We start from the raw sequence: 15,593 nt of genomic DNA, 5'->3' as shown, positions 1-15,593 counted from the left end.
CCTTGCCTTTCTCCCGCAATCTCCCCGCCCTCACCACGCAAGCACCACAGGTGCAGTCCATCATCTCTCCACGCACATTCTCTGACGCCTCCAGCGCCCGTATCACGCTTTTCTCGGCTCCTTTCCTTATTAATAGTCGTTTCACCTTCCTCTCGCCTTCTCACGCCCTCTACACGCAAAAACAGGAGAATCCACGGCGGATTCTCCTGTTCTTCATTCATTGCTCCAGTATCGGAGCAGTTCTTTGTTCTATTTTTGATACACCTTTGTTCTATACAAGCAAAGCTTTGTTCTGCTCGGACATATACTGTTCAGCAACAATAAAGTTCTGCTTTTTCGCCCGCTCTGAACCCGCATTGCACCGTTGGTAGTTAGAACAAAGTTGTGTCGCAAAATCACCGATTTTCCCAATTATTTTCCAAACTAAAAGCAGAACTTAATTCTCGTTAGAATAAAGTCCTGCTTTTCCCTTGCCTTTCTCCCGCCATCTCCCCGCCCTCACCACGCAAGCACCACAGGTGCATTCCATCATCTCTCCACGCACATTCTCTGACGCCTCCAGCGCCCGTATCACGCTTTTCTCGGCTCCTTTCCTTATTAATAGTCGTTTCACCTTCCTCTCGCCTTCTCACGCCCTCTACACGCAAAAACAGGAGAATCCACGGCGGATTCTCCTGTTCTTCATTCATTGCTCCAGTATCGGAGCAGTTCTTTGTTCTATTTTTGATACACCTTTGTTCTATCAAGCAGCACTTTGTTCTGCTCTGACATAGTACATTATATCTTTAGAACTTCCTTTCCTTTCATAAACACTTTAATATCCCCATCTTCAGAAATCTTAATAGCTAACGCATTTTTAGAGGCTTCTTGACAAGCATTTGTTCCTGTTCCAAACAACTCCTTACCGTTATTACCAACCTCTATTACTTCTCCAATACTAAGTATATTTAAGCTATCATCAAAGATTATAGCGCCGTCAATTGAACATAAATTTTTCAAATAACTTACGCTTAAATTTTGAATATTAAAGTGTCGCCCTCCCTTTTTTATTAACTTAGAAAATTCCTTCGATGTATTAGGAGCTCTTAACGGCAACTCCTTTAATCTCTCATTAACAGTTGACGTATCTAGTGACAAATCAAAATCCCCATAAGAATCAGCCTTGATTATTATTAAAGTACTAATACTTTCATTCGACAAATCACATATCAGATTAAACAGTTTTTTTACACTACCCGAAATGTGCAATAACACATCATTTTCCTTTTCCTTGTCTCCAAGAACCAGAAATAATTGATTTCTTAATAAACAATAGTTCAAAATTATATAATGCAACATTTGATAGTTTTGTACTTTCCAATTCCCATTTTTCGAGGTAATAACAAAGCTGTCATCTACATAAATAGATGTTTTGTTTTCAAATACTTTGAAAAGAATATAATTCGCTTTAGAAATACTAGTATTTATAAAAGCTGTTCTAATACCTTCATTAATTGTGGCTAATATTCCTTTAACCACTTCCGGTTTCTCTCCACTACTCGAACTTACTAATTCCTCTACCTTTTCTATCTTATTAGAGAATTCTCTTTTTATTTCATCCACATGCTTTATAAAATTATATTCTAAAATTTCATCAATTATACTTTTCGTTAAATATATCTCCTGTGGATTTACGGTATGTAGAATCCCCATAACCATAAAATTCTCATCAACTACTATTAAATTATTGTTCCCATTTAGTAATCTTAAAAAGGGTTTTTCGGTTTCAAAAAAAGATACCACTCCTTTTTTAGGTTCTATTTCAATTAATTCCAGCCTATAACGATTTAATAATTCTTTTAAGCCATCAGTATCAGACAAAATAAATCCATATTCTGTATAAGTTGATTCATAAGTTTTACCACTGATTATTGATAAATCATCTAAAAAAGCAGTACATTTATACCTGTAGAGAGAATCTTTTAACTTTTCTTTATTAAATATAAATGAAAGTGATAAGTCTTTTTGTAATGTCGCTAACAAGGACCAATCTAATTCACATTCAGTGTTGATATTTTTTTCTAAAATATCTATTAAGTTCCCAGCTATTTTATAAGCGATATCTTCATATAAAGACAAATTAATTTCACTTATTAGCCTAAAACCAAAATCAATATCTCCGTTATTTTTAATATCTTCAATCGGTAGCGTTATTTCTACACCTATATAATCAGAAAGCAACTTGCCTACCTCTTCTAGATATACTTTAGCTTCTTGAATCAAAAACTCGTCCAATTTATCCACTTCCTACACCTCCTGTTATAAAAATATTAAATATCATCAAACCATATTTTTTCTAAATCAATAGTTTCGCTCTTAGGTTGTAAGCTTTTGTCGAGCAACGGAACTTTTAGTAGAACAGGTGATTCGGTAGCTGTACCAGTAAAAATTGCATCACCAGAAGATAGTATTGGTAATGAATCAAATGATAGTTTATCAATAAAAGATACCGAGCGAGCAATTGCTCTTAAATCTAACTCATTTACCAATCTATGTATGAATAGATTATGTAGCTGCGAAACAATCGTTGAAGATATATCCGATGGACGTTGACTTGCAATTATTAAGAAAACGCCAAATTTCCGTCCCTCTTTAATCGCTTCCTCAAACACCTCTAACCTATAATCCTTCCATTGCTCACTTTCACGATTCGAGTCTTCTGAAAGAATATTATGAGCTTCATCAATCACTAAATGAATTGTTTGCAAACTTGAGCTTGTTTGTTTAACTTTATGCTCTTCATAAATTTTTTTAACAATTAATAAAGGTATCATCTTCTTCATATCGATGTTTAATTCTTTCAGAGATATACTGTATATCAAATGGTTTGGATGAAGTTCTATAAAATCTTGTTTCCCAAAGTCAAAAACCTTATGTATTTCTTTTTTCCTCTTATAAAACCTCATCAATACAGGACTAATATTCTCATAAATTATTAAATTATCCCGCAAATCATAGATAATCCTTAAATCCATACATAAATGAAATAAATTTAAATAATTAATCTGTTCGGGTACATCTAACTTCAATAAATCCGACCTAAAGTTATGAATTTCTGCCTCCCTATTTTCTTTAACATTAAAATATATATTTCCGTTTTTATGGACGACATACGATGTATCTGTTTCAAAAGCCTTTCTAAATAACGAATTTGAATTACCATTACTATATAATTGATAATTCCTATTTAAACTAGCATATCGATAAGGGTCTGTGACTTCGAAGAAACTCTTAATTGCATTAAATAAATTAAGAAGGATATCATATTCTTTTTTAGTGAATGTTGGAGTCGATATCATAGCATCCATAACTTTCGTTAATGCATTTTTAATGTGACGCATCATTTCTTGCTTATCGTCTTTTTTAAAGTGTTCTACTAAATCTAGGGTCCTTTTAATAAACGGCTTTTGTGTCTTTTCCGTAGCTTGCAACAATATACTCCAAAATTCTTCGTCTAACCAATCTTCTTTAATAGTAAGTTTTTCAGACACACTTCTTGTAGATAAATTAATATTGTATTTATTATCAGCAATACTTTCTCCATTAGTATATTCACCGTTAAAATCTAATAAGATAAATTTAGACTTAGAATAGGCAACAGCTGGCAACTTTTCATTTAAACTTCTTAAAACATAAGAAAGCGTATTAGACTTACCACTTCCCGTATTACCAAAAATCCCTATATGACTAGCAAACAACTTATTTATTCCAACTTTTATAGATATATCATCAAATATCGAATTACCCAAGTTAATATAATGCTCATCATTCACTTCATAGATTTTATTAATATCGCCTTCCGATAAAATAAATACTTCATTAAATAAATTTGGTAATTCTGCTAACCCGCGTTTTAATTTACCTTGATAGATATTCCCTATGACCGACAATTCTAAAAAACGTTCTTCAATAATATTGTCTTGAACTCTGATTTCCTTTAAATACTCCTTTATAACTTTACCTATAATTACTATATAATCTTTTTCGATTTTCATTAATCCACCGATACCTATATTCTTGTATATATTACCGTTATGGAATAAGTTACTTTTTCTCAGATGACTATCTACCTTTACTATTACATTCCTCCCGTTAATCTCAAATACTTTTCCTATTTTTGAAAATGCTTTTTCAGCTAGTACATTCTTCATTAACTTAAACTCACCCTCTAATTTTTGGCTTTCGCTTTAAGTTCTTCAAATAGAGAAATGAAAGCAGTAAAATCTATGTTAATCCGCTTATCAGCATCTATAGGTTTATCAACAAATCTAACATCAATTTCATCCGACGATTTTTCAAGTCTGACTATCTTTACATTGTTATAACTCTTAAATAAATGGTATAAATCTATTTCGTCTTTAATACTAAACGGAAAAATAATCAATGTTAAACTTGGATTACCTAATGCTCGTTTTGTAATAGAACGAATATGCTCATCAGCAAATGAAAACCCAAAACAGAATAATACGCTTTGTTCCCGTTCAAGTTCGTTAGCATAAAATCGCGACATATCATAATAAATATGTTCCAAAAGCGTTCTAACAAATTTTTGTTTTGTAGGTAAAATAATAGGTACATTTAGATTTGTTATATGTCCTCTTTCATTTATATGCTCTGTATCTACATCTCTTAAAACTACTGCATTTTTGATTTCGATATCCGATTTCCCAATAGACCAATTTACTGAACCATGTAATTTTAAAATATTTATAATCGGTTCCTCATAAGAGTAAGAATAGTAGTCACTCAATCTAATAATCTTTTTTTGAAAATTTTTAGTACTGAATGTTCTTCTGATATACCCGTTACCACCTTCATTGTAAGGAATATCTAACAATTCACATGCAGCTTCGAAAAACAAATCATAGTTCGTAGTGAAAATATTAATTTTTTTAGGATATTTATCATTAGCTCTCATTAACAATAGCTCATATATAATTCGGATAAATTTTCGATAATTTACCAAAGCCCGTTTAATATTAATAAGATAGTTAATGATTCCCTCAGACATTTCATTCAATCTAAATCTTTTTTCTACTCTTACAAGACGGTATCTAAATTTATTATTTTTACTCGGTTTAATTAATCTCATTAACATTTTATTAGGAATAATAGAGTCCATAATAAATCCATTAATCTTTTTAGCTATTTCTTCTTTAAAATTCCCCATCGGTTCTTTGCTATGTTGTGCTACTAACGATGTAATATCCTCTTCTAAATTTCCTAACGTTTTGATTGCTGGAAAAGAAGCGCCTGACCCAATAATAAAATTGATATTCCCAGAACACACATATTTCAACATAACATCTAATGCGTTACCTTTATGAATGATAATCACCACCTGTTAAATATATACAACATTATAACATATATAACCATTCATTCAGGTGAACAATAAAGACTTTTAGCGTAGTTAATTTAACTCACTAAAAGCCTTTATAATTTAATCTATTATTTTAAAATCCCATCCCCAAAATTACTCCTAGGTTTTTTTCATGGAAATCTGTATTCAACTCTTCATATCTAGCCAGTATCTCATTTAAATCTTTATTTTCTTCAATCAACTCTAAATCATACATATAGCTAATAAAAAGTTCCATGAAAAAATACACACTTAAAATATCTCTTATTAGCTTTAAATAATTAATTTCATTATTAAAGTCATTATAATGCAATTTGTCCAGCCAGTTGCTTAATCGAACATAGTAACATTTAATCCCCCCTTTACCAAATTCACAATCGTAAAATTTATCAAAAAGAGTCACGGCTTCTTCAAAGGTGATTTTATGCTTTAAAATACCCGTTCCCTGATACTCTCCGCTTATCATTTTACTTACTAGCTCATCGGACATATTTTTGAATAAAAGCAGATTAGACTTACTACACAATAAATATCTTATATAGAGTTCACTTGATTTTAACGAAGTTATTATTGCAAGAATGAGCTTGTTTTCATTTCCCTCCCATTCACCTGTATAAAAATCATTAAAGTAATTTATGCTTTCTCTATGTATTTCCATAGCTTGAGTAAGCAATTTCATAATTTCATCTCCTAAATTATTAATTAACCTTTACCTTTTGGCGTTACCTCATCAAACCACTCACGCTCATGAATACGCAGCCATGCAAATAAACCATTATTTATTCGGCTCAATTCTTTGCGATTTGCATTTGAATGTTCACTAAGTAACATTAACCATTGTTCTTTTCGTTCTTCGCTTGAGTAAATCGGTACGCGATTGCTTCTTTTTCTTTCTCGCTTTCCGATGACCGGCTCTAGCTCGAATAATTTATCTAACGGTACATTTAAGAACTGAAGCATTAGCAAATGTCGCAAAGGGCTTCTATTTTTAGCTGTGTTCCTTATAAATAGCTTCAGCCAATTGTTTCTTTCTTCTAAGTTGACCGCGCTCTGCATCATTTCTAAATAACCCTCTGGATAATATGCTTGAAAAACTTCAAGGAATTCGGTCATTTTTATATTGCCAACATAAGATGTTAGTTCTGCTGCTCTCAATCTATCTATATAGAAGCTACTCATATAATTCTGTGGCAAACGAATTCGATTTTGCATGAGCCATTGTACATTTTGAACGTATCGCTCATCGAATTCTTTATACACTTCAACTTCATCATTGGATAAAGTCGCACTACATACATCATCATCTGCACAAATATAATCTAAACTCTCTTTTGCTATATCTACCGGGCTTTCCATATAAAGCACTTGATGGATTGGACAATATAACACTCCGGGAACTTGTGGCAACCTACGCCAATAGCTCTCTCCAAAATTGTTTAAGTCTTCTTCGTAGCAGCAGGGGCAGTATCTCAAAAACTGTGGCGTTTTAATTTTAGACATCGGGATGCCGACCATATTCTCAATACTCATCCGGTTCCCGCATTTCATCGCATTGTATATTGCAGTCGTCTTCTCCTTAGTCATAAACGCTGTATAAAATGAAAACATTGTATGTTCCCAAATTAACTTGTCTGCTGATAAATTCGTGCAGAATGGTAGCCTTTCAATAAAAGGTCCAAGCCTCTGTGGAAAATAAACAGACTTTCCTACTTTACGATGCCGCTCGATTCCATATACATCTCTTTCTAACGCTAGCTTGCTGTCGATAGCATTCGCCTGTTTGTATCTTGCAAGAGCGCTATAAAACAGCTCGTCTGGGTAGAGAGTTGGGAAATTATTTAACATCCCCAACACCTCCAATCCAGTACTTCATATCCTCTATATAGCCTTGTTTGACTAAAGCATCATACATATTATTTGCATCTACCGCTTTTTGATAGTTAAAACGGATGTCATCCTCTTTATAGATATATTCTTGTGTCACCTTTATAGGCTGCTGATTTTTAATAGCAATTGGTTGTTTCACTATTTTCACAGGACTAACAGCGGTTTGTTTAACAGGTTGGGCTTTCTGTTCCAATTCTATCTTTCGTAAATCCTCATATTGATGCATTTTGTACGGATTTTTAGATTTAATGGCATCAATCATCGGCTGCATTAACTTAAATTGTTCTTTAGCCACCTTCCGAACCATGCTTGCAGTAAATTCCTCTTTCCCCATAGAGATAGCCATTACTTGTACATTGGCAAAGAGCTTAACGATTAAGTCCGATACACCTTGCGTATGCTCATAAAATGTCACGACCATCTCATCCGTTAATGGCGTAAAAACTTGCGTCCACTGATACCGCCATAAAGACTCTAAAAAGAAACGAAACTCCTTACCGTTCTCCATGTTGTTCCAGCTAATTTCACCATTCCCACTTACACGCCGAGCAATGCGAAACTCCTGTTGAAAAATTGAGTAAGCAGCGGGCGTACCTATAAATAAAATAGGTACACCAAATGAATTCATTAACGTCACAAAATAGTTCATCATTTGTTTGATGGCTCGGTTCTGCAAATGCTGAATTTCATCTATGACTAACAGACCTAAGCCAATGTTATTTGCTACCTGTCCCATTTGGGGAAGCATCGCATCTACGGACGTATTTTTAGACACGTTTCGCTTATAGTTACTCGTCCCAAGAATTTCATCCACTTTCATGAAAAACTGTAATGTTAAAGCCTTCAAGCTAGATGAATGTGGCGTTTGCAATATTAAATGAGTTAGCTGTAACTGATTAAACTGTTGCCCCTTATATTCGTTATGCACAATCACTTGTGGAATATTATTTAATACTCGCTGTACAGAGCTAGTCTTACCCATGCCAGAGTAACCTATTAAAGTGGCACAGCTTGCAGTTGTCCGAAACGTCGTTTGATTGTTTATATCAAAACTTTTGTTAATAATCTCCTTGCCCATTTGATTACGTTGGCGAATATAGTCCTTATCAAATGGATTACGCGAAATATAGCCCTGATAAAGCAACGAAAATGTTGTGTTCCAAACATCTAAATGACGAGGTAACGGTTGAAATAGTTTGTATAACCGCTGGACCATATGAAGACGAAAAGCACTGTCATAATCCCGTTCCGATTCATCAAATGAAATTGGCATTGCTAAACTATCAATAATGCCTTGCTTAGTCACTAATGGTGGCAACGCTTGAATAAATGGATTACTGTTATATTCCTCTAACGGTGATTCATGATAGGTCGCTTGTACAGCATCCATACCGTTTTCTAAATAGATTTTATTCATTCATCTCACCTCTAAATATCGCAAACTCATCAAATTCATCTACCAACTCCTCTGGTTCTTCCACTTTTGGCTCACGCAAGATTTCCCGTTGCAGCATTCGTTCCACTTGCTGATTATCCTTAATGCCTCTAATCCTTTGCGCCTTCGACAAATTCGGGTCACGTTCTGCCGCGCTTTCTTCTCTCGCCATGTTCACGATTTCTTCAAGTTCTTCATATAACTTCATCTTCGCTTGTAATTCCTGCTCTTTGTTCTTGCGGTCCTTATCTTGCTCATATTCTTTAAGAGCCGTTACTTCATCTAATCCTTTACCTTTATAAGCAACTAGATGCTCCAATAAAGTAAGCTTTTGAAGCTGCCCGCCCTCCGCATACATATAGATTTCCGATATATCCAATGGGTTGTAGCATATTTTCACCTTCTTGCTACCGTTCACGCGAGCTTCTACCATGTGTCCCGCAGCTAATAATTCTGGCGAAGCATATAACATTTTCTTGAATGACACGCCACGAGCAGTCAAAGTCCCTGTATCCGTTGGCAAGAGATTAATCCGAATTAATTCCTCTGGTAGTATTCGCACGCTTCCCTTATAGTGGTTAACATAGTAGTCCCAAAGCTTAATCGGTATCTTCTCTACACCTAGTTCAATCATTTCTTCTGTCAGCACATAATCCTTCAATACATGATGGTTATTGTGGAACAGCACCGTCTTAATCACTACTTTCGTAAATTCATCAATTGTCATCGTAGCCTGCAAGCGATAATCCTTTTGACCACGCTCTTTTGCTTGATTGCCTTTAATCACTACACCATCAGCAAAAGGCTTTATTTTAACGTTAAGCTGCTCAAAGGCTTGTTCTATAATCCCTTTATAATCAGCGTGATACGGCGGGGTTTGCTGAATGACGATGCCTAACTGCTCAATTGCATGCTCTATCCGCTTCCCTTCTAAAGCTCCTTGGTCAGTCAGTATTTTGCTCGGTACGCCAAACGCCCATTCACTATCATCTATTTCAATGCCGTACCGCTTGCAAAATTCCTTTTTAGAAGTCATCGCGTTATATAGCGCTAACATTTCTCCGCCATATCCATTCAACGATTCAAAGGAAATACAGAAGCCCATTATCATACGAGTAAATGCACATACAGCCATATGCAGCGTAGGACGACCAACAATTACATTACGGTTTGTAGAACTCACAAGGTAAACGTCAAATTGCGTGGAATCAAACTGCCATCCCTCACTTGTAGACGTGCCAATGATTGCTCGATGATTTTGCTGGTAGTTACGCATACCTTGACGTTGGATAATCTCCTTTTTTGTATCATTCAATCGTTTGAACCAATAAAGGAATTGATTATACGTTGGTACTGCTTTATCCAAAATAGGTATCGACACACCATTCTCATTTACTGAATCAACTGTGTAATAATCCTTTAAAACCATTTCATAAACGAATTTCAAGCTGTTATTACGTTCGTTGTAATAGTACTTATTTAAAGCAGCTCTAAATTGGCGTTTTACTTTTTCGTCTACATTGATGCCGCAATCGCGGCCTTTCTTACTCGGTCTTCCTACTTTCTTGCCAGATAAATTACGAATCTTCCCGGTTGACCCGCATTTATAATAATTAGGCAACAAGCTATTTTTTGTACTACCACCACGCCAATATTTCAATAACAACGCTTTAAATCCGTTGTAGCTTATCTGGTATTTACATAACACTTTATCAATTGCCGGCTTGCGGTAGCTCCCGATAAACGCGAACTCTTCATTATCTAGTTCCTGCAAAAACGCTGTTACCATTTCCCACGCCTTATCCCGCTTTTCTCGTTCCTTCTCGCTTAATTGCTCTTCTGGGACAGTACGAATATACGTATCGGGAACCTCAATCCACTCTTTTGAATGAATCGCCTCTATTAAATCCTTCGACTGCATTGGATAACACCAACGATTTCCTTCCATATTAATAACGTAGATAACATTAGCTAATTGATTAATATGCAGCACACGAATGACATTGCCATTACCATGCTTAAATAACTGATTAACAACCAAATTCATAATGACCTCCTACTTTAACTCCTCTAGCGTTGCAGCAAGATTAATTGCATTTTCAATGTTTACTTCTAAACATTTTGTCGCCAATAAATAGCGAAAGAGCCATAACGCTTTCCCCGGCTCTAGTCCCTCCTCATATTCGAATTCATTTAATAGCAATTTAATTGGTATAGAGGTGTTATTTTGTATATAAGCTAATAATGCATTTGCTAATCCATCTTCCTGCATATCCTGTAGTAGCGTTTCTCGACACCATTCAATATTTTCGCAGAGCTGTCGCGGTAGCTGCTTCTCCGTGATTATTTTCCAATCTACCCCCCGCGCTTCCCAATATCGTCGCTCAATCTCTAATTTTTCGAGCGTAATTTTCTTGGCTAACTCACTCGTATTTTTTACAGTCCGCGCAATCAACCTTTCTTCCCCGCCTTCTCCCCGCACTGTTAATAAAAACGTAGTACATATAATTAACGGATAGCCATCTGCATCAGTAAACTTATCTAGCCGTAGCCCTTCCTTATCATCAATCACCTCCATTAAATCTAACAATGGATAGCTTTCACGAATATCAAGAACCGCCTCGCTATGCTCAAATATTAAAAACGCACGAAGCTGGTTGTCTGAATGAAGATGATGGATACGCTTCGTTTTTATTCCTTGAATACGAGTAGCTCTCCCCTTGCTTGAATAATCGGAAGTTTTCACCCATGGAATATAATCTTTCCCCGTTCCCTGTCCTCTACCTTCCTTAATAAATCGCTTTACCTTCGCGTTCTGCATTTTAACCTCCTAAAACGTCAAAAAAAGCACCCATGACATATATGTAACAAAGACCGTTTTTTTAAAAACAGAATGTTACATACAAGCATGGATGCTTATAAGCAGATTTCATTTATGATTTTGACAGCACTTAATTATCTCTGTGCACAAATTTATTATAACAAATTTTAAAAATTGAGTGAAAAAAACATTACACTTTTTTTGATGATTTTTTGATTACTAAAATATTTACACTCTAAAACATACGACTAATTAAAAGCTTGATTTAACAGTCTAAAAAGGATGCGTTTTTATTTTTTGTTTACTATATTATTCACTCTACAAGCACTTATTTTATATGAAACATAAAAAAGCAAATTGTTATCAACACTAGTCCATTTGCCACGATTGATTGTTAATACTAATAGATTTACACTGGCTTTAATTCCGCTAACGAAAGGAAATTAAAACTATGAATCTTAAACATAAAAAATTGCGAGCTTCTTTATCACCTGATGAGTGGGAACGATTTACCTTAGAAGAATTCGCTGCCATCATTAACTTCTGTAAAATTGATGCTAATGGCGAACCGATAGAAATAAACTATACAGGGGACCGTTTATTCATCTACTATTGCGGAACTACCTTTATGTTGCGTACACAAATCGATTTAAAAACTCTTGTTATCGCTGGCTTTGCACCTTTAAATCAAAATCCCTTATTTATTGAAGAATTCGTAAGTGCAATATATTTCTATGCAAAGAAAAACAATTACACAAACCTTTTAATTGAAAACTGCTTTGATGATTTTAAATTCCTAATGGTAAACTTAGGTTTCCAACCAATGAACAGCGAGTTTAGTCATTTCCAAAAAAGAATGATTAGCTATTAAACCTATTAAACAGCTCCCCGCATATGCTCTAGGAACATTGCGGGGAGCTGTTTTACTTTTATAATTTCATTCAATTAAAAGAACGAAATCTTTTTCAAACTATTTTCGATGCTTTCTGCTGTAAGCCCCAAATACCTCATCGTTGTTTTTTGCGATGAATGATTAAATATCTCCATTAAAGTCGCTACATCTTTAGTTGCTTGATAGTATATGTAGCCAAACGTTTTACGCATCGTATGGGTTCCTACTGATACATTACCAATCATTTCTCCAGCCTTAGTGATTATCCGATAAGCTTGCGTTGTTGTTATATGTCCATTACCTTTACGGCTTGGGAATAAATACTCTACATCTGAAGGAAGCGTTTCAATATAATCTGCAATATCCGCCATTAAACTATTTAAATACACTGTACGTTCTTTTTGAGTTTTACCTTCACGAATTTTAAATGAACTTCTTCCTTTTACTTGCTCTACTTTTAAGGACACTAAATCACCGCAGCGTAAGCCTGTGGAAATTCCTAATTTAAATAGCAGCTGGTTCCGCAAGCCGAACTCTTTTGACATTCCAAGCGCTTCCAACATATTATGAATTTCAACTTTCGTTTTTAACGGCTGTACATCAATCAACATACCTTTTTTTGCTTTTAAATTCGCCATCCAATCACCTCAATAAATATGTATGGTTTTCATTTTAAAATTCGAAAAGGATACATTAACACTCGCCTAAAATTAAAGATGCTATTAACTCAACATTTTATAGGTATCCTTTTGCTCAAAAGCATACATTAAACAAATCCGGAAAACCCGAACCATAAAATATGGTCGGGCTCTCTAGGGCGTTATTCAAAAATCCAACGTCTTGGATATTCTGTACCATGGAACATCTCTTCTAATTCTAGGATATTTTTTTCAGCATTATCATTTAGTGACACACCTTCAAAATGAACTGACTCCGCTTCAAGTAATTCTTGGTTTATTTCACTATATATATCAAGAATTGCTTTATCAAAAGATGCTGTTAGCATATTGTAAATTAACTCATGATTCATCATGTCCTCAAGTAGACTAGGATATTTAGGGATTAGGTTTCTAATATCTGTATCTTGGCAAGTTGCTAAAATTAAAAGTTCTTCTTCATTCCTAGTAATGCCAAACTGAAAGATATATGAAACACCTTCTATATCTAATAGTGTATCAATAGCAATTGTATCGTATGGTCCAAACACTACGCCCGGTGAATAAGTAACTACTTCATTGCTAGTCAGCTCAATGTTTGTTTTCACCATTTCTACTTGCTTGTTCTCAATTTTATTTTTCATTTCCGTTCCTCCAAGTTCTGTTTGATTTTTTCTTCAAGCACACCAAATTTTTCAGCAATATATTTCTGAAACTCTGTATGTGCCTGCGTAATTTTTTGTTTGTAGTACTCTTTGGCGTCTTCCTGTAGCGATGTTAATTGCTGGTCAACAAAAAGCTTAAACTTTTTATCTAGCAATAATTCGCCTAGCATTTCTCTCTCTGCGTGCTTCGATTTTTTAGTGTTTGTGATTCCTAGTTGTTCATTTAACCACGCCACACAATCAATCTCTTTCGTACCACAGAAAACTCTATACTTCATTTCTACTAGCCCGATATCACCAAAGAATAACTCGCTGTAATGTTCGTTTGATAATGTGTCAAAACCTCTGTTTTCCAATAGTTAACCTCACCTTCCTTAAATCGATTGATGATTATAGTCAACATTAAAACATACGTTCTATTTTCACGCAAGTATTTTATGCATATTTTTATGCAAAAAATAAATAGAACAAAAATAAAAAACCCTTTAAAATCGAATGTTTTCAAGTGAACACCCAAAACGAGAAATGAATTTTATGTATTTTTATTCATTTCAATGTTACCTTCCAAACATTCATTTTTGTTCATAGCGTTCGCAAAACTCTAGTAATGCCTGCGAAACGATGTCTTGCATCTTGTAATGTTGATATTGCCTTTGGAAGAGTTCCGAGAATCGTTTGTAGACATCCTCTTGTATTCTCAAGCTAATTGGTTTATATGTTCGATTAGCTAAAAGCAAAGGGTCAATAACCAATCGTTGCTCATCTTCGGATTGCCCAGCTTGTAAAATTAAGCCCTTTAAAATGTCTAAATTGTCTTCCAAAAACTGCAACGTATCTTGCTGAATCTCATCCAGTTCCTGCCGTTGCAACACATATCTTTTACGGTTGCTATCATATTTGTATCCAGCAGATTTGATTGGCTTCTCAAGAACGTAGGCTCCAACGCCCATTTCCTCTGCAATTACCTTAAGCTGCTTCATAGCTCGCTGCTTGTTTAACCACCTAACTTGCTCTTCAATCTCCAAGTTCAAATAATCTTCAATCGACAAAATAACCACCTCCTCACTTTTGATTTTTTATTTTATACAAGTGCTCTACAAACTATTCCAAAAAACATGTTCTACCTTTTTCTAATGCACTTTTGTATTGCATTTAATTACAGCTCCATATTTTTTGGTTTTTTATCTTATACAAACTCATTGCAAATTATTACTTTGTACGACAAAAAATATGTTCTATCTATTTTTTTGTGTGCTTATATCATGCATTTCACTTAATACCGGATAACTCTTAAATAAAGCACTGCAATTTCTACATAGTGTTATATTTGCACCTACTTTTCCATACAATAGCTTGTCATTACTTATTCGGGAGCGTAGGTGCGAGAACGCGGATAAGTAATTTCAAAATTATATTCGGAGGTGCATTCTCGATGGCAAATTGCATTAAATATCTCAAACAACAAGACAAGCACTTACTCCATGCATTCAAATCATGTGGTGTTTTAAATCTGGAGCACATCGAACATTACATCAGCAAAGGTAGGCTTAAATGCTTCATTAAAGATGGCTATATAAAAGAGTCACTAGCTTTTTGCTCCAATAACCAAACAGAGCGTATTTACTTTTTAACAGACAAAGGGAAAAAGTTTGCTTCCAAACATTGTGTTTTAGGTCACTTTTATCGTTCCGGTTCAGTAACGCATGACATAGCAATTGCTAACTACTATATGGCGCTATCGCTGGAGCAACGTTTGACTTGGATTACAGAGAGAGAACTTTTAAATGTTCATAACCAAACATCTAAAAATTCAATATCAGAGGATTTGTTTGAAGA

The 15,593-nt window shown here is 34.7% G+C and carries 14 protein-coding genes; 2 read left to right on the top strand and 12 right to left on the bottom strand.

Annotation, left to right across the window (positions count from 1 at the left end):
• Nucleotides 1-777 precede the first annotated feature (777 nt).
• From ACIQVU_RS18610 to ACIQVU_RS18575, 8 genes are all read right to left on the bottom strand, one after another.
• Nucleotides 778-2,283, bottom strand: a complete 1,506-nt coding sequence (locus ACIQVU_RS18610; RefSeq protein WP_402896707.1) for a hypothetical protein — start codon at nt 2,281-2,283, stop codon at nt 778-780.
• A gap of 26 nt (nt 2,284-2,309) precedes the next feature.
• Nucleotides 2,310-4,190, bottom strand: a complete 1,881-nt coding sequence (locus ACIQVU_RS18605; RefSeq protein WP_402896705.1) for an ATP-binding protein — start codon at nt 4,188-4,190, stop codon at nt 2,310-2,312.
• A gap of 17 nt (nt 4,191-4,207) precedes the next feature.
• Entirely contained in the window at nt 4,208-5,380 is a 1,173-nt protein-coding gene (locus tag ACIQVU_RS18600; protein WP_402896703.1) for an SIR2 family protein, read from the bottom strand.
• Between the two features lie 115 nt (nt 5,381-5,495).
• Nucleotides 5,496-6,080, bottom strand: coding sequence for a hypothetical protein (locus tag ACIQVU_RS18595; protein WP_402896701.1), 585 nt, complete (start codon nt 6,078-6,080; stop codon nt 5,496-5,498).
• Nucleotides 6,081-6,103: 23 nt separating this feature from the next.
• Entirely contained in the window at nt 6,104-7,246 is a 1,143-nt protein-coding gene (locus ACIQVU_RS18590) for a TnsD family Tn7-like transposition protein (protein WP_402896699.1), read from the bottom strand.
• Nucleotides 7,236-8,705, bottom strand: coding sequence for an ATP-binding protein (locus ACIQVU_RS18585; RefSeq protein WP_402896697.1), 1,470 nt, complete (start codon nt 8,703-8,705; stop codon nt 7,236-7,238). The genes ACIQVU_RS18590 and ACIQVU_RS18585 overlap by 11 nt, the downstream gene beginning before the upstream one ends.
• Nucleotides 8,698-10,770, bottom strand: a complete 2,073-nt coding sequence (locus ACIQVU_RS18580; protein ID WP_402896695.1) for a Mu transposase C-terminal domain-containing protein — start codon at nt 10,768-10,770, stop codon at nt 8,698-8,700. Before ACIQVU_RS18580 ends, ACIQVU_RS18585 begins: the two co-directional genes overlap by 8 nt.
• Nucleotides 10,771-10,779: 9 nt before the next feature.
• The gene (locus ACIQVU_RS18575; protein ID WP_402896693.1) at nt 10,780-11,544 is read right to left on the bottom strand and encodes a TnsA endonuclease N-terminal domain-containing protein; all 765 of its coding nucleotides are present in this window, start codon (nt 11,542-11,544) and stop codon (nt 10,780-10,782) included.
• A 451-nt stretch (nt 11,545-11,995) separates the two neighbouring features.
• Here ACIQVU_RS18575 and ACIQVU_RS18570 point away from each other — a divergent pair, with 451 nt between their 5' ends.
• Complete coding sequence (locus ACIQVU_RS18570) at nt 11,996-12,415, top strand: hypothetical protein (protein WP_402896691.1); 420 nt, start codon at nt 11,996-11,998, stop codon at nt 12,413-12,415.
• 74 nt (nt 12,416-12,489) lie between these two features.
• Here the strand turns inward: ACIQVU_RS18570 and ACIQVU_RS18565 are convergent, their stop codons facing one another.
• The 4 genes from ACIQVU_RS18565 to ACIQVU_RS18550 all read right to left on the bottom strand — a co-directional run bounded on the left by ACIQVU_RS18565 (nt 12,490) and on the right by ACIQVU_RS18550 (nt 14,806).
• A complete protein-coding gene (locus ACIQVU_RS18565) occupies nt 12,490-13,074 on the bottom strand; it encodes a tyrosine-type recombinase/integrase (RefSeq protein WP_340803859.1) in 585 nt (194 codons plus the stop codon).
• Nucleotides 13,075-13,256: 182 nt separating this feature from the next.
• Nucleotides 13,257-13,736 (bottom strand): hypothetical protein, encoded by a 480-nt coding sequence (locus ACIQVU_RS18560; RefSeq protein WP_402896689.1) that lies wholly within the window; start codon nt 13,734-13,736, stop codon nt 13,257-13,259.
• On the bottom strand, nt 13,733-14,113 hold the full coding sequence (locus ACIQVU_RS18555) for a hypothetical protein (RefSeq protein ID WP_402896687.1): 381 nt from the start codon (nt 14,111-14,113) through the stop codon (nt 13,733-13,735). Before ACIQVU_RS18555 ends, ACIQVU_RS18560 begins: the two co-directional genes overlap by 4 nt.
• Nucleotides 14,114-14,329: 216 nt before the next feature.
• On the bottom strand, nt 14,330-14,806 hold the full coding sequence (locus tag ACIQVU_RS18550) for a hypothetical protein (RefSeq protein ID WP_402896685.1): 477 nt from the start codon (nt 14,804-14,806) through the stop codon (nt 14,330-14,332).
• A gap of 383 nt (nt 14,807-15,189) precedes the next feature.
• Between ACIQVU_RS18550 and ACIQVU_RS18545 the strand changes: the two genes are divergently transcribed.
• On the top strand, nt 15,190-15,593 hold a 404-nt coding region (locus ACIQVU_RS18545), incomplete at its 3' end, for a hypothetical protein (protein WP_402896683.1).

The organism is Lysinibacillus sp. NPDC098008 (assembly GCF_044760715.1).
Lineage (GTDB): Bacteria > Bacillota > Bacilli > Bacillales_A > Planococcaceae > Lysinibacillus.
Note: the sequence above shows the minus strand (reverse complement) of the source record. Positions and strands in the feature narration are given on the sequence as shown.